The following is a 21,060-nucleotide window of genomic DNA, read 5'->3' on the forward strand; positions in this document are numbered from 1 at the left end:
CCACCCACCAGACCCGAGCCCTCCTCAGCCACTACCAACACCGAGGCGACCCCACGCCCCTCACCCTACGCATCTAACAAGATCTAGGAATGTAGTACCAGATCGCGGATCTCCCGGCGGATTGGTGGCCGTCCGGGTGTCTTGCGTGGGTAGGTCCATTGTCGTGCGAGGAGTTCCGGTGCCAGCGCAGCACGGTGGCGGGGGTGACGAAGAACGAGCCCCAGCTGGCCCGGGGTAGCAGCCGGGACAGGGCTGCGAGGATGACACGATCCGCCGGTTCCAGCGCCGGGCGGTCCACCTGCCGTCGTAACACCGCCACCTGGTGCCGCAGGACGAGGAGCTCAACGTCCTTCGCGGTGTCCCCGCGGACCCGGAGCAGCATCAGTCCGAGAGCGTTGCGTGTCAGGGCGTAGAGCAAGGACCACACCATGACCATCCAGCCTGCCCGACGTGGACCCCGTATCGCAGGCAAACATGCAGGTAACGGCCCAAATCGGGATTCTGGAGCCCCACAGGAACGAATTTCTCCGGCGATTCTTGCGGGGAAGGTGGGAAGGTGAGCGCTGACATTCTCTGGCGAAGAAAGCGTCGGGCAAGCCGGATCACTGTGGCGGGTTATTCTCGATTTCCAGCCAAAAGGTCCGCATTGTGGTGGTCAAGCGTAGGCCGAGGGTAAGTGGAGCCATTCGACGACCTTGCTCCATTCGCGACGCGTTGTGTTCGCGGAGCTGTTTGTAGACGGCGAGTCGTTCGTCGCAGAGTTCGACCTGTTTGCGGGCGAGTTCCTTGAGGTCCTGCGTGCTCATAAACTCTCCGAAGAATAGTTGGAGCACCGCCATATCGCGCACTTCGAAGATGGTGTCTGGAGGGATGGCGAGCCAATGGCTCAGCGCCTCGCGTCCGCCAGGGGTGAGCCGATAAGTCTTGCGTCGGCGGCCGGTCTTCTCGCCCTCAAGATCGAGCAGGCCCAACTGGTGCAACCGTTCAGGCTCCGCATAGAACTGGGTATGTGGAAACGGCCAGAAGAACGCTACTGACCGCCCTGCGGCGCGCTTGAGCTCGTAGGGCGTCGATGGCCCACGCAGGCTGATCAGGCCGAGAACCAGGTATGACGTGGGGCTGAGCCGTGGACCCTGGCTCGGAGTCGACCCGCTCATGCTCTCCCTTCCTCTGTGACGCTGTTGCCACGGTACGGAACCAATGGTACAAAACAAACTATGGCGATGGACCAGGTGTCACACACGAGGCTTGCGGCGGCGCACTGGCCGGCAGCTCCCTCCCCGCACAGCCTCGACGTTACGGTCGGGGATGCGCTACGCGAGGCGGCTCGTCGTCGGCCAGACCGCATCGCGCTGGTCGATGGAACCGAAGATCGCGAAACGCGCCGGCAGTGGACCTACGCGGAGCTGCTCGACACCTCTCTTCGCTGGGCTCGTGCTCTTCGCCGAGAGTTCGATCCCGGCGACCGCGTCGCGGTGTGGGCCACGAACTGCCCGGAGTGGATCCTCTTTCAGTTCGGTACGGCCCTCGCTGGCCTGACGTTGGTGACGGTCAACCCGGCCTATCGGTCCAGCGAGCTCGGGTTCGTGCTGCGTCAGTCTCGGGCACAGGGGATCTTGGTCCAACGTGAGCTGCGAGGACGCGACTTACCGGGTGTCGTGCACGAGATTGCGGACCAGCTTCCGGAATTGCGTTGGGTGATGCCCCTTGACCAATGGGTTGCGTATGTCGAGGAGGCTGACCCAGGTGATGTCGAGACCGATCTTCCGCCGGTTCGCCCCGAGGACCCAGTGCAGATCCAGTACACCTCCGGGACCACGGGCTTTCCCAAGGGCGCATATCTGGCGCACCAGGGGATGGCGCTCAATGCGCGCCTGTACGCGGAGGCCATCGGAGCTTCGGAACGCGACACCTGGGTGAATCCGTTGCCACTCTTTCACACCGCCGGTTGTGGGCTGGCGACGCTGGGCATCCTCCAGACGGGCGGCTGTCACGTGCTGCCCCAGGGCTTCGAGACGGATCTGATGTTCGACCTGATCGATACTTACAAGGCAACGGTCACGCTCGGCGTGCCGACCATGTTCATTCGCATGCTCGAGAAACTGCCAACTGGCTCAATGCTCCTCGATTCATTACGCATCGTGACCACGGGCGGCGCTCCGGTGCCGGTCGAATTGGTCCGCCGGCTCGAGAAGGAGTTCGGTGTCATGGTGGCAATCGGCTTCGGTCAGACAGAGTCCTCGCCATACATCACCCACACCCGCCCGGGCCAGGATCTTCCTCACTGGGCCGAAACGGTGGGGCGTCCGCTCCCGCGTGTCGAGGTTAAGATCTCTCGTCCGGATGGGTCCGTGGCCGACGTGGACGAGGGCGGCGAGATCTGCACTCGAGGTGTCTGCGTCATGAAGGGATACTTCGAGAACCCCGAGGCCACGTCCCAAACCATCGACCAGAATGGCTGGCTGCACACGGGCGACGTCGGCACCATGGACTCGCACGGCTACGTTCGCGTGCTGGGCCGCTTCAAGGACCTCATCATCCGGGGTGGGGAGAACATCTACCCCCGTGACGTCGAGGCAGCGCTGTCCGAGCACCCGGACGTCACCGACGTCGCGGTCGTGGGCTTGCCGGACGGCGAATGGGGCGAGATCGTCGGTGCGTTTGTGCAGACGTCGAAGCCGCTCACCGCTGACGGCCTCCAGGCCTTCCTACGCGGCAAGCTGGCGAGCTACAAGATTCCGCAGGTGTGGAGGTTCCCGAAGGAGTTTCCGTAGACCGCCTCGGGCAAGATCCAGAAATTTGTCCTGCGAGACCAGTACATGGCCGAGGCTGAGGACTCTGGACCGGAAGGACTCTAGTATGAAACGCACGCTTTACACCGAAGACCACGAGATCTACCGGCAGACCGTCCAGGAGTTCCTCGAGCGCGAGATTGTCCCCCATAAGGACCGCTGGGACGACGAGGGCATGATCGACCGCGGCGTCTACGGATCCGCCGCGCAGACAGGGCTCCACGCGCTCGCCGTCCCCGAGGAGTACGGCGGCGCGGGCGAGCGGGACTTCCGCTACCGACTGGTCGTCTGCGAGGAGATCGGACGGATCAACGCCCTGTCGTTCGGGCTCACTCTGAGCGTTCAGGACGACCTCGTGCTGGCCTACCTGGCCGATCTGACCAACAATGAGCAGCGTAAGCGCTGGCTTCCCGGGTTCGCCTCCGGCCAGCTCCTCGGCGCTCTTGCCATGACCGAACCGGGGGCGGGTAGTGACCTGCGCGGAATATGCACCTCGGCTAGGCGCGACGGTAACAGCTGGGTGATCAACGGGCAGAAGACTTTCATCTCCAACGGTATCAGCGCAGATCTGATTGTCCTCGCGGCCTGCACCGACCCCGACGCCGGGTCACGCGGATTCAGTCTGTTCGTCGTCGAGCGCGACACCCCCGGCTTCGATCGCGGGTGCAGGCTCGACAAAATCGGTCTCTCGGGTCAGGACACCGCCGAACTGTTCTTCGGCGATGCGCGGGTGCCCGCCGAGAACCTGCTGGGTGAAGAGGGTCGCGGCCTGCAGTACCTGATGAGCCACCTGCCCCGCGAACGCCTGGGGATCACCGCCATGGCGATCGGATCGGCTCGCGCGATCTTTGATGCGACGCTCGAGTACTGCAAGCAACGCTCGGCCTTCGGTCGACCCATCTCGGACTTCCAGAACACCCGGTTCGAGCTTGCGACGATGGCCACCGAGCTCGACCTCGCCGAGACATACGTCGACGCGTCGGTGCGTGCCTACAACGAGGGCACGCTCTCTCCCGTGGATGCGGCCAAGGGTAAATGGTGGATCACCGAACTGCAGAGACGCGTGATCGACCGGTGCCTTCAACTCCACGGTGGTTACGGTTTCATGCGCGAGTACCCGGTCGGCAGGGCCTTCGTCGACTCTCGCGTCCAGACGATCTATGGCGGGACGACCGAGATCATGAAGGACCTGATCGGCCGCGACCTCACAAGGTGACGTAAAGCTGTGAGTGTCTTGGACGATCTACTGGCGGACGTCGCAATCGAGAGCGACCGGCTCCGCACGACGGTGGCCAGCCTCGACACGTCGGGCTGGCGAACCCCCACACTGGCCGAGGGCTGGGATGTCGCTACCCAGATCGCCCATCTGGCCTGGACCGACGAGGCCGCTGTGGCGGCGGCGCGGGCGACGAACGGCGATGCGACGGGGTGGGAGACGCTCGTGTCGCGGGCACGTGAGAACCCCGCGCGCCTCGCGGACGATGAGGCGCTCGCTGGGGCGCAGGTCCGCCCGGAGGACCTTCTGACCCGGTGGGATACCGCCCGGTTCGCGCTCGCTGAAGCCCTGCGGTCGGCCGCTGGCAGGATCCCATGGTTCGGGCCGTCGATGTCACCTGCCTCGATGGCGACCGCCCGGTTCATGGAGACGTGGGCGCACGGGCTCGACGTGACCGATGCACTCGGCATCGAGCCGGAGATCACCGACCGGATCAGGAACGTGTGTCACCTCGGCGTGCGCACTCGTGACTTCGCTTACACTGCGCGCGGGCTTAAGTCGTCAACCGAAGAGATCCGTATCGAACTCCTCGCCCCGAGTGGCGTGACGTGGACTTACGGGTCCGAGGGTGCGGCGCAGCGTGTCAGCGGGCCGGCGTACCACTTCGCACAGTTGGTTACACAGCGTATCCATCGCGACGACACGGAGCTGATCGTTGTTGGAGAGGACGCCGAGCAGTGGCTGGAGATCGCGCAGGCCTTCGCGGGCCCCCCGGGTGGAGGACGGCCGCGGGCCGGAGCGAGCTCGGCTCGCTGCTGATCGCAGGCTGCGGGTGGAGGCTAGGCCGTATCCGTACCCGGCTATCCGCTCGCCTCTGTGATCTGCGAATGATCCGCAGGCTTCCAGCCGGGGTGTCCGCGGTTCCACCTGAGCCATCTGTCTCTCGACCCACCGCGCCACTCTGCGACATTGGGTACGGTCGACCAGGTGACCAGCCAACGGAAGCCACGCGGCCCGTACCGCAAAGGCATCGAACGACGGGAACAGATCCTGCAGGCCGCCCTGGATGTGTTGGCTCAGCGGGGCGAGCGTGGATCCTCCTTGCAGGAGATCGCGGACCGGGTCGGCGTTACACAACCAGCACTGTTGCATTATTTTAGTTCCCGAGATGAATTGCTGCTCGCCGTCGTCGAGCAGCGGGATAAACTGGACCCAGTAGTCAGCGAAGGGCTGCAGAAACCTGGCGATGCCATCGCCGCGGCGGTACAGCACAACATGGACCAGCCTGGGCTGGTTCGACTCTTCGTCACCCTTTCGGCCGCAGCGACCGATCCCTCTCACCACGCACACGCCTTCTTTGCGCGCCGCTACGGTAAACTCACGTCGCGAATCGCGCCCGGTCTCGCGCAGGGTCAGCAGTCCGGGCAGGTCCGCGCGGACGTCGATCCCGAACGCGTCGCCCGGCTTCTCTTGGCGGTGCTGGATGGTCTACAGATCCAGTGGTTGCTGGATCCTTCGGTCGACATGGTGCAGTTGGTGGAGACCTTCACCGCGATGTACACGGAGTGTGCATCCTCGGAGCCGGGGTCTGTCGCCGAGGGGTGAAGGCGCATGCCAAGCGGCTTCCGCGGTTTGGAACGGATCAGGCCCTCGACAAGCCCGATCCTCCCAGCCCAGGAGCACTTTCCTATTTCCGACACACCCACCAGACGATCACCGGCAATGAAAGCCCGAGGTTAGAGATCGCCCGATTCCGCCGCACGCTCGCCGGCCTTGCGCTGCCCTCGGCGGCTGACGGCCGGCTCGTGCTGGCGGTGGACGTCAGCCCGTAGCTGCGCTCGGATGCGTCGACCAGCGCGGAGCGACTGTTCTGCCATGTGCACGGCCGTGCGAAAACCAGTCCCAGCTGATCCCGGGCTGGCCGCAGTCCCTTCGTCGCCGCCCTCGAGTCCGGCCGGACCTCGTGGACCGCGATCCGCCCCGGCCCCGCCGATGACGCCACAGCGGTGACCGCCGACCAAGTCCGGGCAGTCGTCAGCCGTCTGACCGCAGCCGGACACTGGCACGACGGCGACCCGAACATCCTCATCGTCATGGACGCCGGTTACGACGTCACCCGGCTGGCGTTCGTCCTGGCCGACCTGCCCTTCGAGGTGCTCGGTCGGATCCGTTCCGACCGTGTGCTGCGGCTCCCGAAACCACGCCACTGGCCCGCGGCCTGCGCCGCGCCTGGGAGAAACCCGCCCCGCCGGGACGACTCACCCCCGCCCGGGTTCGCCGGGGGTTCCGGAGCATCCCCCCTCCCCGCCGGCGCACCGAAACCCATCAAACCCGGTCCCGGCCGCCCTCCCGGCTCCACCAATCGCAGCCCAGCACCCCGCTACGACGTCGGAAAGACCATCAAACGGGACCTGACCGTGACTGGCCATCAACACCGCACAGGTTGAAGATCAAGCTTAGAGTCTGTTGGAATCAACCTGTGGACATCTTGAAGTTCTTCTCTGTGGCGCTGTACTCGAACAGGCGGGGCGGGATCCGACCATCGGGTGTGGAGGGGCCATATGTGGCATCGTCCATGAAGCCAGGAACATGGAAGGAACCCAAGGAGAAAGCGGCATCCTGGAATGTCTTGTAGCTAAGGGTCCCGCCTGCCTTCTCTGCGATAGCGGTGAATAGCGCGAGGGAGCTGCAGGCGATACCCGCGGAAACTCCCAGTTGAGGCTCTCCGGACTCCACGTCGTTCGGATCGATGAGTGTCTCCTTCAGATCAGGATGAGCTGCCACGAGCGTATTGACACATTCTAGGTTCGCTGGGTCGTTCCAGTTGACACCAAGGCCGACGGCGGCCGCATCTTTCAGTGTGCTGAAATCATGCTCGCCGGGATCGTTCGAATAGAGTTCGGCCTGGTTGATTTCGCTGAAGAGAAGTTTGGGGCGATAGTCGGTTTTCTCCAGGCTTTTGGGAAACTCGCTCGAGACCCCACCGACAACGATCACGGTGTCGGCGCCAGCGGACTGGAACTTCTGCACAAAGACGTTGAGTTGCTGAGCAACGGCTGCCGGATCCGTGGCCGGTGCATCGAGCACCCCGGCTGCCACCGGTGTGATACCGAGCTCCTTCAGAGCTGGCATGATGGCCGTCTTCATAACACCCTCCTCGTTGAGAGAGGAGACGATCGCGACTTTCCCGTCCAAGCCGCCGTCCGCGGCAAAGAGCTTGATGCCCTCCGCAGCCTCGTCGCCGCCTCGCTGATATGAGAACCAGGGTGCCTGGGCCTTGGCATAGCGATCCGGCGAGAGCGTGCCGCCGACGAGCGCCGTCCTATGCGTCTGGATGTAGCAGAGCGGCTCGTCGCCGCTGAGACTGCCGAGGACAGCGAAAACCTTCTCGTCCTGGGTCAGTTTGAGACAGGTCTCCTGAGCGCCAGCAGGCGAGGTGACGTCAACCGCGCCGAAGACGGGCTGGAGCTTCCGGCCGTTGATGCCGCCGGAGGAGTTAACCTTGTCGACCAATGCCGTGAAGGTTGCCTCGTAGTCGCCGTGATCGATGTTTATGAACTTCTTGACGGCGGAGAGGTTGGGGTACACGAAGCCGATCTTGATGGTATTGGCTGTGACACCCGGTGAGATGTCCGGCGCGGGTGCTACCGCTGGCGTGCCTGTCGAAGGATTCGTCGACTCGTCGTTCGCCTCGACACTGCAGCCCGCCACAAGAATGAGGGCTGTGGCGGTGCCGACTACTATCTGGGACTGCCTGCAGCGCCATTTTCTCATCGCTAAACTCCTGATCATCTCACGCGTTTTCATTTTGGGTACGGGTCAGCTGAGGTCGTGGGTGGGGCGCGCGAGGACAGCGGCTCCGGTCCCGGGAGGAGCTACGCCGTCGCGGTGGTGGAGACTCCGCTGCGTTCGATGGCGCGTTCGTCGGTGCCGAGGTAGCTGGCGATGACTTTGGGGTCGTTGCGGACGGTGCCAGGAGGACCGGCGGCGATGACCCTGCCTGTCTCGAGGCAGTAGACGCGGTCGCTGATGCTCATGATCAGTGGCATGTCGTGTTCGATGACGAGCATGGCCGCGCCGAGTTCGCGGCGGATCTCCTGGATGAGCGGAGCGAACGCCTCGGTCTCGCGCTGGGCGACGCCGGCGGTGGGTTCGTCGAGGCAGAGCACGCGGGCGTCGAGGGCGAGGAGGCCCGCGAGTTCGACGATGCGACGGGTGCCGGTGGACAGGTCGGCGATGAAGGCGTCGGCGTAGAGGCCGAGGCCGAGGAAGTCGATCAGGTCCTCTGCCTCGGAACGCTTGGCGCGTTCGCGGGCGAAGGTGTGCGGTAGGTGCAGGGCGGTGGACAGCAACGTGGTGCGACCGCGGGCCTCCAGCGCGATCTGTACGGTCTCCCGAACGGTGAGCTCCGGGAACAGGGATGCTGCCTGGAATGTGCGGCCGAGCCCGAGTCTCGCACGCTTCTCGGGGCTGGTACGGGAGACGTCTTGGCCCAGCAACGTCACGGTCCCGGTGGCGGGCACGAACCCGCCGACGACGTTCATCAGGGTGGATTTGCCGGCGCCGTTGGTACCGATCAGCCCGACGATCTCGCCGGGCATGATCTGGACGGAGACGCCGTCGACCGCGACCCGTCCACCGAAACGTACCCGCGCGTCGGTGGTGGCGAGCACTGGCTTGCCTGCCGGAAGCGGCGTGCTGGGAGTACGTGTGAGCGCGACCGGCCTGGCCGTGGCTACTTTCACCGGTGCTGTGACGGGGCCGAGGCGCCGGTCGGCCCAGGCGAGGAGGGCATCGCGGGCGCTGTAGCCGATCTGGACCAGTCCGCCGGGAAAGTACAGCAGCAGGAGGAGCAGGCCCAGGCTGGAGGTTAGCAACGGTACGATGGTGTTGTCGGGAAAGATGGCTGGTAAGCCGACCACCCACAGTGAGCCGAGCACAGGGCCAATCACTGATCCCACGCCGCCGATGATGACGACGGACACCAGCACCAGTGAGTCCGTGCTGAGGAAGTACCGGTCGGTGTAGGGCACCTCCTGCACTGCACCTGCCAGCAACGCTCCGCCAAGTCCCGCCAGTCCGCCCGCGAGCGCGAACGAGCGGAGCTTCACCCTGACGGGACCGACCGTGTAGGCCGCGGCGGCGACGGAATTGTCTCGCACCCCGATCGTGGTCCGTCCCACGCCCGAGCGGCGTAGACGCGCGATGACGACCATGACGATGACCAGTACCACCAGGACCAGATAGTAATAGGCGCGCTGAGTGCCGATGTCAATTCCAAATACGCTGGCGCGGGGAAACGACGCGGTAGTGGTGCCCTCATCGTGCAGGAATTCGCGGCGGTAGAGGTACTGCTCGGCCGCGATGCCGAACGCGAAGGTGCTGACCGCCAGCAGGAGGCCGCGTACCCGTAGCGCGCCGATACCGACCAGGGTCGCCAGAACGGCGGTGACCAGCATGGCCAGTGCGACGGCGACGGCGAAGGGTTGGGGACTCGCACTGATCGTGGTACCGCCGACCGTCAGGTGCAGTCCGCGGTTGAGGGTCGCGGCGATAAGGGCTCCGAGGCCGGCGAAGGCCATCTGACCGAGGGAGAGCTGCCCAGCCCAGCCGGTGAGGATCGTGACGGAGGCGCCGCAGATCGCATAGCCGAGGATGACGGTGTAGAGCAGTTGGCGTGACGGCTGACCTATCACCAGCGGCAGGATGACGGCGATCAGGCCGAGGAGGAGCAGGGGTGCCCGCTCGAGGTTGCGAATCCACCACAGCCTGCGCAGCCGCTCGGGGATCGGGCGGACCTTGGGGGCGAAGGAGAACGACGAGGTTTCGGTGTCGTGGCTTCTGCTGGCGAGGAAAACTGCCGCAAGAACCACGATCAGGATGACCATGTCGGTCAGGCCGGCCTGGTCGAGCCAGTTGAACTGGACGAAGGACTGCAGCAGCCCGAGGACGACACCAGCGAGCAGGGCGATCCGGAACGAGATCATCCGGGCGATGGCCGCCGCGGCCAGCGCCCGCAGCAGCGTGGTCGGGCCGAGCGTCGTGATCTGCGTCAGCGAGCGGTTCTGCGCGGAGATGAGGATGAGACAGAGTGTGGCGAGCAGGCCGGCGACTGCCCACACCACGGTGGACATGGTTTTCGGGCTGATGCCCTGGAGCCGGGCGAGTTCGGGGTTGTCCGCGCAGGCCTGTACCGTCCGGCCCAGCACGGTGCGGCTGAGGAACAGTCCGAGCAGGAGTGTGACGACGGGCACCGTGACCAGGATGCTGAGCTGCGCGGCGGTGATCTGCAGGTCGTCGAACGGCGTCCAGGTGCCCGTCCAGGGCAGCGGGTAGGAGCTGGTCGGGTAGTCGTCGAGTTTCGGGTAAGCCGTCACGATCGTCAGGGCGAGCTGCGCGACGCCGGTCGTGGCGACCAGCACGATCACCCGTGGTGCGGTGAACAGCCGGCGGACCACCGCCAGGTCGATGATCGCTCCGAACAGCGCGCCCACAGCGAGGACCAAGACGAGCGCGATCCAGTAGGGGACGTTGTAGCGGACCACCAGCAGCGCGAGTAGCGCGGAGCCGACCAGGCCCATGTTCGCGACAGCGAAGTTGATGACACGTGTCGCCCGGTGCACCAGCACGATCCCGGCCGCCAGCAGTCCTATCACCAGACCGCTCACCGCACCGTCGAACAGCAGCTGCGTAGGAGGCAGTTCCATGGCCGCTCAGCCGCCTTCCCGGCCGAGGAACACTGCGCGCGCGAGGTCGTCGCGTTCGGCCAGCTCCCGGGCTGGTCCGGTGAAGCGGACCTGGCCCTTCTCCAGGAACACGGCCCGGTCGGCGATGGCCAGGGCGATGTTCAGTGACTGTTCCACCACGATGATCGTCAGGCCGTCGGCCTTGAGTCGCTCCAGAATCGCCAGGAGGTCTGCGACGACCACCGGTGCCAACCCCAGGGAGAGTTCATCGATCAGTAGCACCTCGGGGTCGTGAAGCAGCACCATGGCGAGTGCGAGCATCTGCTGCTGCCCGCCGGACAGCGAGCCAGCCCGCTGCGACTGGCGGTCCTTCAGATCCTCGAACAGGTCAAGTACGTAGGCGAAACGATGGTCGCGGCCGGCGCGGTCCCGGCGCATCCGGAACGCGGCCATCTCCAGGTTCTCCCGCACGGTCATCGCAGGGAACACACCCTTGCCACCCGGGAGCAGGTGTACGCCATACCTGCCGCGCTGTTCCGGGGCGACGTACGTGATCGTCCGACCATTGAGCCGCACAACGCCCCGTGACGGGGTGCCCAGCCCACAGATGACCTTGAGGATGGTGGACTTCCCGGCGCCGTTCGTGCCGAGCAGCGCGAGCGTCTCGCCCTTGCGTACGTCGAAGGCGACGTCGAACAGCACCTGTACCTGGCCGTAAGAAAAATCGATGTTGTTGACCTGCAACACAGGAACGTTCTCCGGGTCGTCGCGCTGCCGGTCGCGCTCGGCCAACTCCTCGTGCAGGTCGGCCACGACCAGCGACAGGTCGTGGCGCACGAACGACGAGTTGCGGATCATCATCAGGCCGCCGACCAGGGTTGACGGGATCCCGATGACCAGTACCGCCACCCGCGGGTCGTAGGCGTCGCTGATGAGCCCGGACAAAATCGCCCCGCCGGTGGCACCGACGAAGAACATGTAGGTCGCGGCCAGCGCTATCCCAAGGCCGCGAAGCCGGTAGGGCACGACGGACTGCATCACCGGGCCGACCATTGCGAACGCGACCGAGGCGAACACCGCGCCGGGAATGCTGAACAGCATGAACCCAATCCAGTGCGGCATGAACCACTGCACCGGTAGCAGGACCGCGCCCGGCAGGATGCAGAAGCCGAGCAGCGCCACCGCCCGCGCGGGATCCTGGCGGTACAGCCGGTCGTACCGGGGCCCGACGATGGGCAGGGCGACCAGCAGGGCGGCCCCGCCGAGGGATCCCATCAGCCCGCGCTGGAACGTCGACATGCCGTAGTGGTCCTCGGCCCAAAGATTGGCCAGAATGCCCGTGGTGAACAGGCTGAATCCCAGCGACGAGAAGGCAATGATCGACGTCTTCACGGAGCGGATCCGCATCAGCCGCGCGAAGGCGGCCTCTACCGAGATCGGCATCGGCTTGGCGTCCTCGACCACCTCGCCCAGCACCGAGCGCATCTCGTGCTGCCCCCGAGGGGGCTCCGGCAGCCGGAACGCCACGACGGCGATGGCCAGCGCCGGCAGCCCGAGGATCAGGAACGGCCAGCGCCAGCCATCGTCCCCGCCGACCCAGGTGGCGATGCCCGCGACCAGCAGGGGACTGATCGCGCCCGCGGTCCGGGCCGCCCCGTAGGTTGTCGCCGAGATCCGACCCCGTACCCCGATGGGATAGGCGTCCGCGAGCAGTGAGGCCTGCACCGTGTTGCTTGACTTCGCCACGCCGACGCCGAACCGGGCCAGGAAGAACAGAAACGCGTTCGCCGCGAGGCCCGAGGCGAGCACCATCACCGAAAATGCGACCCCCGCCCAGCCGATCAGCCGGCTGCGCCGGAGATGGTCCGCCAGCCATCCCATCGGTAGTGCGCCCAACACGAGGAAGGCTCCGGCCGCCGCCGAGATGAAAACGATCGCGCTGTCGCTGATCCCGAACGCGTCGCGGATGTCTGGCGCCAGCACCGTCAGCGCCGCCGACTCCAGCTCGTCCAGCGCGGCCAATACCACCAGCGTCAGGAACGTCAGCGAACCGCCCGCCGCCAGCCCCTGGCGCAGAGTCAGTGGCTCCCCGCCGACACCGGGGAGTAGCTCGTCCGCGAACAGCACCTCACGCTGGGATTCCGCCTGCTGCGCCCGACGCTCCGTCTCCGCGTCGATCAACCCGGCGGCCAGCCCGGCAACCGACGGCGCAGTGCCAGTAGCGCCGCCTCGGGTCTCCCTAGCCCCATCGCCTTCGGCACCGGTCGCGGCACCACGGGGTGTGTTCACGGGTGCGGCCAATACATCAGTAATAACGAGGATTCGTTTCTCTTGGACACCGTCAGCCTGCTTTCGGAAGATGGCAGCTAGCCGACCCGTCGGGCGAAGCGCTCGCCATAACGAAGGATCTGGGCATTGATGAGTCGCTCCTGGTCGCATCCGCGTCTCGTAGCCACCGCCGGTAGTGGCGGGAGTGATGGCCTACGGCGCGAGGAGCGAGAAGCACGGAGGTGGATGACCTCAGTGGCCTGCGCAACCAGCAGGAGGTACGACTGTGCGAGGCAGGATAGCTCCAAGAACTAGCACGCACAACCCGACGGCCGCAAGGGCGGGTGAAGCGGTGAAGCGGTGAAGCGGTGCGCCGTCACTGCGCCCCCCACGGCCGGAAAGTAACTCGGCCATACATAGAGAGTGGAATTGTGTGCCCCTTAATTCGCCTCCGCGAAAATCCTCTTCGACCATTGGGAAATCTGTCGGAACAGTTTCTCGGCGGCCGGGAACATATAGTTCACGAAGCCGTGAGGCTGGCCCGGGTAGCAAGTGTCCTCCACCGGAACACCGGCTTCGCTGAGGCGTGTGGCGTAGCGCAGACCCTCGTCCCGTAGGAAGTCGCAGCCACCTCGCAGGATGAGTGCCGGTGGAAGGCCGGCCAGGCTGTCCGCCTGGAGCGGCACGACGAAGGGGTCGCGGGTGAGGTCACGGCCGGCAGCATAGGCGTCCCAGTAATACGTCATCATGCTGGCGCCGCCCATGACGTTGATGAACTCGACGCGGGACGGCAGTGGGTCGACGCCGCTGTCCAGACCGGGGTAAATGAGAATCTGTCCGGCGAGTGGAACAGCGGAGGACCCTCGTAGGCGCAGAGTCACCGCGGCGGCAAGATTCCCTCCGGCGCTCTCGCCGGCGACCACCACCTGGGCGGGGGAGGTGCCGAAACGCTTCGCGTTCTTCAGCGCCCAGCGTGTCACCAGTTCGCAGTCGTCGAGGCCGGCAGGGTAGGGATGCTCGGGTGCGAGACGGTACTCGACGGACACGACTGTTGCTCCGGTGGCGTGCGCCAGCTCCCTGGCGACGTTGTCCATGAGACCGACGCTGCCCACGCACCATCCACCACCGTGGAAGTACACGACCAGGCCGGTTCTCTTCGCCTCGGGCTGGTAGATGCGAACGGGGACGCCGTCGGCATCCTCGTCGGACACGGATGCCATCTCACGGGTCACCGGGAACCCGACCGGGCCTCGTGCTCGCGCCAGGCTCTCGGAGGAGAAATCCTCTAACGCACGGTTGACCATCGGGTTTTTCTTCATCCAGTCCTCAACCCATGGATCGAGCACACCCTCGCTGTTCATCAATCATCCGTTCTACTGTCCTGTGAGCGTTCTGGTCCGCTCTCGCCAGTGTTCCAGTCGCTGTAACTAATTTGCCGACGGCTCCTTCGGGTCTCTCTGCTCGGTCGGGGGGTTGGAGAATATTCCGCCTCTCTGGGTGACATCGCCGAGCCAAGCGAGGCTGGGTTTTGGGGATCTCCTTAAGGTTGTCCGGTCGATGGAGATGAGGCCGAAAATGGGATCCCAGTTCCCCACTCGTAGTTGTCACGGCCGCCCAGTGAAGGCACCCGCGGACGTCGACGCCGTCATCGACCGCGGAGTAGAGGTGCGTCAGGGCCTCGGTGATCGCGCAGGAAGGGGGCCGTCTACTCGCGGCGGGAGCGCTTTCCGCACCCGACGAGCAGATCGGCCAGCGGATTCTGGAAGCCCCAGAGGAATCCCTCGCGCAGCTGGGGGACGCGGGTCATCGGGTCAGCTCCATCATGTGGGTGAGTGCGTCGACGGGCAGGTCCACGGTGGGAAACTGCATGATTTGGCGCAGGGGCATCGACGCGACCATTTCGATGGCCCTCGAGGCCTGGTCGGTGAGGAGGCTTCGTCGGTCAGGCGAGGCCTTGTCAAGGGTGCGCCGGAACATGGGCCCGACGATGGGGTGGTCGAGCCAGTCGGAGACGGCTGAGTCCAGGGAAAGCTCCTGGGTCACGGTGTCGCCTGGGAGGGTGATGTTCTGCTCGGCGATGATCCGCGTCGCGCTCTCGCCGATCTGGATCGAGTAGCTACCGGGCGCGACGGTCCATCGGGCCTGTTTGATGTCGTAGTAGGCGAAGGAGCGCCGATCGAGGGCCAGTTCGACGGTTCGGCTCTCGCCGGGCTGTAGTGCGATCTTGGTGAACGCGCGCAGCTCCCGTGCCGGGCGGCGAACCCGTCCCGCGTCGGTGGCAACATAGACTTGCACGACGTGCTTACCAGCTCGGTCGCCGATGTTCGTGACGGTGACGCGGACGGTCGCGGAATCGTCACCGTCCACGGTCACCTGCAGCTCGCTGGTGGCGAACTTCGTGTAGCTCAGACCGTGCCCGAAAGGGTAGCGGGCGGCGCGTTGGACGCTTTCGTAGTAGCGATAGCCGACCATGACGCCCTCGCCGTACCGGACGTGGCCCTGCTCTCCGGGGAAGGTGAGGTAGGAAGGAGTGTCCTGCAGCTGCCGTGGAATGGTCTCGGCGAGGTGACCGGAGGGGTTGACCACGCCGAACAGAAGGTCGGCGATCGCGCCGCCGGCTGCCTGTCCGAGAAACCAGGCCTCCAGGATCGCGTCCACGTCGTCGTGCCAACCCTCGAGCGAGACCACGCCTCCGTTGGACAAGACGACGACAGTCCGCGGGGCCACGGCGGCGACTGCTCGTATCAGGTCGATCTGGTCGGCGGGCAGGTTGATGTGTTCGCGGTCGATGCCTTCCGAGTCTTCATCTCCTCCGGCGAAAATGATGGAGACGTCGGCGTCGAGCGCGATGCGGACGGCGTCGTCTCGAAGCTCCCGCGCGTCTTTGGAGCCGTCGGTGGTGAAACCGCGGGCGTACACGACGCTCTGCCCGAGGGCGGTGATGGCCTCCAACGGGACGTCGATCCGGGTCGGGTTCACCCGTGAGCTGCCCCCGCCCTGGAACCTGGGGGAGACGGCGAGCTCGCCGATGACCGCGATGCGAGCGGCTGGGTCGAGCGGAAGCGTCGCGTGTTCGTTTCTGAGTAGGACGGCACAGTCGGCGGCCACCTCCCTGGCGAGGGCGTGGTGATCTCTCTCGGCGGGCAGATCGCCCTCGGTGGCCTTACCGAGACCGGCAAGCGTGATCAGGCGCTGTACGCTCGCGTCGACGACGGTCTCGGCCAGGAGCCCGTCGCGGACGGCCTGCGCGACCTTCGCGTCGTTGACACCAGAGGATCCTGGCATCTCGAGGTCCAGTCCCGCCGCGAGGGCGGCGATCCGGTCGTAGACGCCGCCCCAGTCCGAGACAACGATCCCTGTGAAGCCCCACTCGGTGCGCAGGATGTCAGTCAGAAGCCACCGGTTCTGCGACGCGGCGACCCCGTTGACGCGGTTGTAGGCGGCCATAACGGTCGCGGGCTGCGCTTCGGTGACGATCCGCTCGAAGGCGGGAAGGTAGATCTCCCGCAGGGTGCGTTCGTCGACGTCGGCGCTGATGACCATCCGGTCGGTCTCCTGGTTGTTGGCCGCGAAGTGCTTCACCGACGCGCCCACTCCCTGGGCCTGCAACGCCTGTGTGTGCGCGGTCGCCAGCACGCCGGTTAGCAGCGGATCCTCGGAGTAGTACTCGAAGTTGCGGCCGCACAGAGGCGACCGCTTGATGTTCACTCCCGGGCCCAGCACGACCGCGACCCCCAGAGCGCGGGCCTCCCGCCCGACTGCGGCACCCACTCGGCTCGCCACCTCGACATCCCAGCTGGACCCGACCGCGACCGCCGGAGGCAGGCAGGTGGAGGGCAAGCTGTCGTAGATGCCCGCGTGGTCTGCTCTATCGCGCTGAAGGCGCACGCCGTGCGGACCGTCAGCGAGAACTATCGAGGGGATCCCCGCGTCGTCCAGGGATTTTGTGGACCAGAAGTCGTGTCCCGATAGAAGGGATGCCTTGTGCTGTAAGGTGAGGTCGACGGGATCGTTGCGCGGTGTCATCTGAGGCCTCTCACGGACTTGGCTGCTTGGGTGGTCGGCGGGCGCGGGGACGGCGCGACAGCACCGCGCACCACGGCCACCAGGGCAGAACCGCTGATCCGGACAGGCCGCCCTTCGACATGGCCGAACATTCACGTCGGATATGCGGCCGTTACGGACGCTCAGGACGAGCCGATGCGGCATCGTGTTCAGGACCTGGCACCCCTGGCAGATCTGAGTTGAAGCTGGGTGCGATAACAGGGGAGATAAGCGGTGGGGCTGTGCGGGACAGAGCATGCCTTCGTGTCTCCGCCGGTTACCGTCGGACGGCTGTATCGACTACTCCAGGACGGCCAGAAGCGCATTGGGAGAGGGAACAGCACTCCGAGTGTGCTGCGTGGGGTGCCTGGGTCCGTCAGCCGGGTGGCGTACATAAGGCTGGGCGGGGCAGCGAGGCCGTCGTCTCGCCTGCGCCTGTTTCTCCGCTCCGGCAGGTGCGACCCGGAGGCCGTTCGTGAAGGACATGTGCTGCTCTCTCGTAAGAGGGCCAAGGTGCTGGCGAAAACCTACCATCACTCAGCTTTGGTTGGTAGTGGTCCAGACGGCAGTAGTTGCCTTCCGGGCTGGCGATGCCCGTCCGTCGTCCTCGGTAGACGGTCAAGGGCCACGCGCGGCTTGCACGCACGGAACTCCCAGGGATGACGCCCAAGGTCTGTGGGCGGTGCGACCGGGGGGGTGCCCGGGGTCCGGTGTCGCCGTACGCGCGGTGGCGTAGCGGATCGCCGGCTCACAGCGCTCCTTGAGCTAGCTGAAGCAGCGCTCCCCACCGTGTTGCGCTGCTCGCGGTGGAACGTCGCAGGCGGGCTTTCGGGCGACGTACGATCAGCTGCGGAGGTGGTCGTAGACTTCGCTGCCGTTTCCCTCACACGTCTGACCATCGAGGCCAGCACGGTGTCGGGGATATTGATCGGAAAGGTTCGCTGTTCAGCTGATTTGGGGCCGCTCGTCGTGAGGGAAGGCCTGCTGGAAGGCGCGGGCGAGGCGGAGGATCTTCGGGTCACTGCCGGGCGGGCCGACGATCTGTAGTCCGACGGGGAGTCCGTCGACGAAGCCGCAGCAGACGGAGACGGCGGGAAGACGGAGCCAATTGAACTGGGCCGTGTAGATGGCGAAACCGTCGATTCCGAGTACGCCATCAGCCAGGCGCGTCGGGGCCGACAATCTTGTCTTCCAAACGTCGAAGGGCGGCGCGACCGTGGCTATGGTGGGGCACAGAAGAAGATCGTAATTACCGAAAAGCGCGCGGAACTTCAACCAGTTGCGTTGACGCAGGTCAGTGGCCGCCTCCCATGCATCCTGGGAGACCTTCGTGCCAGCCTCCGGACCGAGGATCGGCATATCACTGAAGACCGTGCGGTGGGTGTTCAACGCGGCGACGTAGTCCTCCCAGGTCTCGTCGGTCTGTTCGACCGTCGCACCGAGGCCGGCCACGCCGAACGCGGCATCACGGATGTGGGCGACCACCCGGGGACTCTCCTCAACCCAGTACGGTCTCGCGAAACCGAAGTCGTCGGTCCACGCCAACCGCAGCCCGCCGGCGCCCCGGTCGAGCTCGCTGCGCGGGTCGGGCATGTCGAACCCGATGCCGAGATGATCGCGGCCGTCCGGCCCGGCGATCACCGCCAGCACCGTCGCCGCGTCGCGCACGTCCCGCGCGATCGGGCCGATTGTGGTGCCGGGCCGGACCGCCCAGCGACGATGGTCCATCCACGGCACCAGACCAGCCGTCGGGTGCACCCCCACAAGGCCGTTGTACGCGGGTGGCATCCGGGCGGATCCGGCGCCGTCGGACCCGAGGACGACCGGCAGTATTCCTGCCGCCACCGAGGCCGCGCCGCCGGAGGTCGATCCGCCCGCCACCCGGCTCGGGTCCCATGGGTTACGCGCCAGTTCGTCCCAGAGGAAGGCACCCTGGTTGTTCATCGCCATCATGGTGTTATGGCCGACGATGACGGCGCCGGCGGCCCGCAGCCGCTCGACGGTCAGATCGTCGCGCCGGGCGACATCCAGCCAGAACGGGAACCCAGGGCCGGACGACCCCGCGATGTCGATGTGGTGCTTTACCGCCATGGGAACGCCGTGCAGCGGCCCGAGTTCCCTGCCGGCCATCACCGCCGCCTCGGCGGCCCTGGCCTGCTCACGCACGTGCTCGGGCACGACGTTCACCATCGACAGCAGGGTCGGGTCCAGCTTCTCGATCCGGCCGAGGACGTGCTCGGCCACTTCGACCGGTGACACCTCCCGCGCCGCGACCAGCTCGCGGATACGCCACGCCGGCGCCCACGTCAGATCCTCAGACATATGTTCTCCAGATGGTTTGGTCAGCGGCCGATCGGCGGGCGATGGCGCGCGGATGTGGTCGCTGAGGGGTGGTCAAAGGAGATAAGGACGCCCTTACGGGATTTCGACTTGTTTGGCTTCGCGGCGCGTCTCGTCGGGGTCCTCGCCGAGCAGTCAGCCCTCGGCGATCAGCTGGTTGAGGCGGCGGTCGATGCGCTCGACGTAGGTGGCTGCCTCCCATAGAGGCCTCGCAGCTTCGGTGCGTCAAACGGTGCGTCGCTGCCGACCGTGACGTTGGTCGGGGTGCTTCCGCCCGCGGCGGGTTGGGACGGTAGGTGGAGTGCGGGACGTCCAACTGCGCACAGCGCACGCCTCCTCTGCTGCTGCCGTGCCTGTCCTTCCCGGCATAGCCGTCCGGGTCCAGCTCGAGGCGTTCGACCCCGGGGTGGGACGGTATCTCGGGCGGACCGTTCGACGAGGTGGTGCAGGCCCATATTGAACAACTCGTTGTGGGAGAGGCTGTTCATCCGGAGGCCGAGCGCGCTGTAGCCCTCGTCGGCGTGGGTTGCCTTCCACAGTGACGGGTCGTTGAAGGGGCGTAGCGGGTTCCCATGAGGGGGACGCCGGCGAGCCCGTAGAGCCGGTAGCGGTCGCCGGGGATCTCGCTGCCGGCGCGTCGGTATCGGCGGCCCTCGTAGTCGGGATGGAACGAGAAGTCCGGGCGGGCGATGTCGCCGTCGCTCATGACCTGGACGATCGGGACGTCAATGTTGTGGAAGGGATCGTGGGGGAGACCCGAGGGGAAGTAGCCGTTGTAGACGACTGAGCCCTCGGCGAGGCGCTGCGCCTCGTGGCGTCACGGATGCAGTGGGTTGTCACGCTGCTGGTCTGCGAATGCCCGGCGAGGTCGACGTTGGTGACGTTCCAGCCCTCGAATGGCCCGGTGACCGCCTCCTGAGGCGCGCGGAGCGCGGCGCCGACCTGGGTGAGGATCGTGCTGGCCACGCGGTTGCGGCTTGTCAGCTCCGGCCAGAACACTAGGTTGGCCTTCGGGTCGCTCAGGGGCATGTCGAAGTCCGCCGGAGTCCGGACCCTTGATGCGTAGGGAGCCGTATCGCGCCGCGTTGGACGGCTTGACGTGCAGGTCGAGCGTGGTCTTCTGGCAGGTGATCTCCGCCCGGACGTGGCCGAACACAGGCCCGAACACAGGATGGTAGGCACCGCTGTACAGCCAGATCGGCGTGATGCCGTAGGACGTGCAGGGGTTCGACGATCACAGTGCCGCTGAAGCGGGAGGCGTCCCAGGGCCGGCGCACGCAGACGGCCGTGGCATAAGGGTGGCCGTCCTGTTCGCCGGTTGCGATCCACTCCTCCTGGGCGTAGCCGTGGTCGTGTAGCCGGCGCGTCACTGGCAGAGGGTGCGAACGCCGGCGAGCCGTCGTCCGGCGATCGTCGCAGCGTGGCTGGGATCACGGTGTCCATGACGCTTCCCTGTGGTTGGGTACGTTGCTGGAGACGCTAGTATCCGATCATGTTCTCTGCAATGGGTGCGTTGAACTCGGGGGGCGAGGCAAGAGCGTGACCTGGACGCAGCGGGCTCAGACCCCCAGGCGGATGAGCATCCGCCGTCGTCGCCTCAACGAGTCCCGGCGCGAGGAGCTCATCGGGCGGGTGAAGAGCGTTCCTCTCGCCGGGGGTGTCCCCGGAGCATGACAAGGGACAGCCCGGTCCAGCGACCGGAACGGTTCCAGTC

The 21,060-nt window shown here is 65.9% G+C and carries 14 protein-coding genes and 2 pseudogenes; 6 read left to right on the forward strand and 10 right to left on the reverse strand.

Annotation, left to right across the window (positions count from 1 at the left end; all coding sequences use genetic code 11):
- Positions 1–92: 92 nt before the first annotated feature.
- Both FRANEAN1_RS15275 and FRANEAN1_RS15280 read right to left on the reverse strand, forming a co-directional pair.
- Positions 93–472 (reverse strand): annotated as a pseudogene (locus tag FRANEAN1_RS15275) (integrase); the annotation flags it as partial.
- Positions 473–602: 130 nt separating this feature from the next.
- Complete coding sequence (locus FRANEAN1_RS15280) at positions 603–1,157, reverse strand: PadR family transcriptional regulator (RefSeq protein WP_020460696.1); 555 nt, start codon at positions 1,155–1,157, stop codon at positions 603–605.
- 60 nt (positions 1,158–1,217) lie between these two features.
- On the opposite strand from FRANEAN1_RS15280, the gene FRANEAN1_RS15285 reads away from it, so the two are divergent.
- The 6 genes and pseudogenes from FRANEAN1_RS15285 to FRANEAN1_RS38860 all read left to right on the forward strand — a co-directional run.
- A complete protein-coding gene (locus FRANEAN1_RS15285) occupies positions 1,218–2,774 on the forward strand; it encodes an AMP-binding protein (RefSeq protein ID WP_049795675.1) in 1,557 nt (518 codons plus the stop codon).
- Positions 2,775–2,859: 85 nt separating this feature from the next.
- Positions 2,860–4,008: an acyl-CoA dehydrogenase family protein gene (locus tag FRANEAN1_RS15290; protein WP_020460698.1), complete on the forward strand. Its 1,149-nt coding sequence runs from the start codon at positions 2,860–2,862 to the stop codon at positions 4,006–4,008.
- Positions 4,009–4,017: 9 nt separating this feature from the next.
- Positions 4,018–4,827, forward strand: coding sequence for a TIGR03084 family metal-binding protein (locus FRANEAN1_RS15295; protein ID WP_020460699.1), 810 nt, complete (start codon positions 4,018–4,020; stop codon positions 4,825–4,827).
- 168 nt (positions 4,828–4,995) lie between these two features.
- Positions 4,996–5,613 (forward strand): TetR/AcrR family transcriptional regulator, encoded by a 618-nt coding sequence (locus FRANEAN1_RS15300; RefSeq protein WP_020460700.1) that lies wholly within the window; start codon positions 4,996–4,998, stop codon positions 5,611–5,613.
- Complete coding sequence (locus FRANEAN1_RS41075) at positions 5,610–5,840, forward strand: hypothetical protein (protein ID WP_157472652.1); 231 nt, start codon at positions 5,610–5,612, stop codon at positions 5,838–5,840. Before FRANEAN1_RS15300 ends, FRANEAN1_RS41075 begins: the two co-directional genes overlap by 4 nt.
- A 114-nt stretch (positions 5,841–5,954) precedes the next feature.
- Positions 5,955–6,455 (forward strand): annotated as a pseudogene (locus FRANEAN1_RS38860) (transposase); the annotation flags it as partial.
- A gap of 25 nt (positions 6,456–6,480) precedes the next feature.
- Here FRANEAN1_RS38860 and FRANEAN1_RS15310 read toward each other — a convergent pair.
- The 8 genes from FRANEAN1_RS15310 to FRANEAN1_RS43445 all read right to left on the reverse strand — a co-directional run bounded on the left by FRANEAN1_RS15310 (position 6,481) and on the right by FRANEAN1_RS43445 (position 20,716).
- Positions 6,481–7,800, reverse strand: a complete 1,320-nt coding sequence (locus FRANEAN1_RS15310) for an ABC transporter substrate-binding protein (RefSeq protein ID WP_347177152.1) — start codon at positions 7,798–7,800, stop codon at positions 6,481–6,483.
- Between the two features lie 83 nt (positions 7,801–7,883).
- The gene (locus FRANEAN1_RS15315; RefSeq protein ID WP_020460703.1) at positions 7,884–10,715 is read right to left on the reverse strand and encodes an ATP-binding cassette domain-containing protein; all 2,832 of its coding nucleotides are present in this window, start codon (positions 10,713–10,715) and stop codon (positions 7,884–7,886) included.
- Positions 10,716–10,721: 6 nt separating this feature from the next.
- The gene (locus tag FRANEAN1_RS15320; RefSeq protein WP_347177153.1) at positions 10,722–12,875 is read right to left on the reverse strand and encodes an ATP-binding protein; all 2,154 of its coding nucleotides are present in this window, start codon (positions 12,873–12,875) and stop codon (positions 10,722–10,724) included.
- A gap of 527 nt (positions 12,876–13,402) precedes the next feature.
- A complete protein-coding gene (locus FRANEAN1_RS15325; protein ID WP_049795676.1) occupies positions 13,403–14,323 on the reverse strand; it encodes an alpha/beta hydrolase in 921 nt (306 codons plus the stop codon).
- Positions 14,324–14,765: 442 nt separating this feature from the next.
- Entirely contained in the window at positions 14,766–16,988 is a 2,223-nt protein-coding gene (locus FRANEAN1_RS15330; protein WP_020460706.1) for a glycoside hydrolase family 3 C-terminal domain-containing protein, read from the reverse strand.
- Between the two features lie 963 nt (positions 16,989–17,951).
- The gene (locus FRANEAN1_RS15335) at positions 17,952–19,328 is read right to left on the reverse strand and encodes an amidase (RefSeq protein WP_020460707.1); all 1,377 of its coding nucleotides are present in this window, start codon (positions 19,326–19,328) and stop codon (positions 17,952–17,954) included.
- A gap of 502 nt (positions 19,329–19,830) precedes the next feature.
- Complete coding sequence (locus tag FRANEAN1_RS41080; RefSeq protein WP_020460708.1) at positions 19,831–20,052, reverse strand: hypothetical protein; 222 nt, start codon at positions 20,050–20,052, stop codon at positions 19,831–19,833.
- A gap of 313 nt (positions 20,053–20,365) precedes the next feature.
- Complete coding sequence (locus FRANEAN1_RS43445; RefSeq protein WP_347177154.1) at positions 20,366–20,716, reverse strand: alpha/beta hydrolase domain-containing protein; 351 nt, start codon at positions 20,714–20,716, stop codon at positions 20,366–20,368.
- Between the last annotated feature and the right edge of the window lie 344 nt (positions 20,717–21,060).

The sequence above is a fragment of the Parafrankia sp. EAN1pec genome, from assembly GCF_000018005.1.
GTDB classification, from domain to species: domain Bacteria; phylum Actinomycetota; class Actinomycetes; order Frankiales; family Frankiaceae; genus Parafrankia; species Parafrankia soli.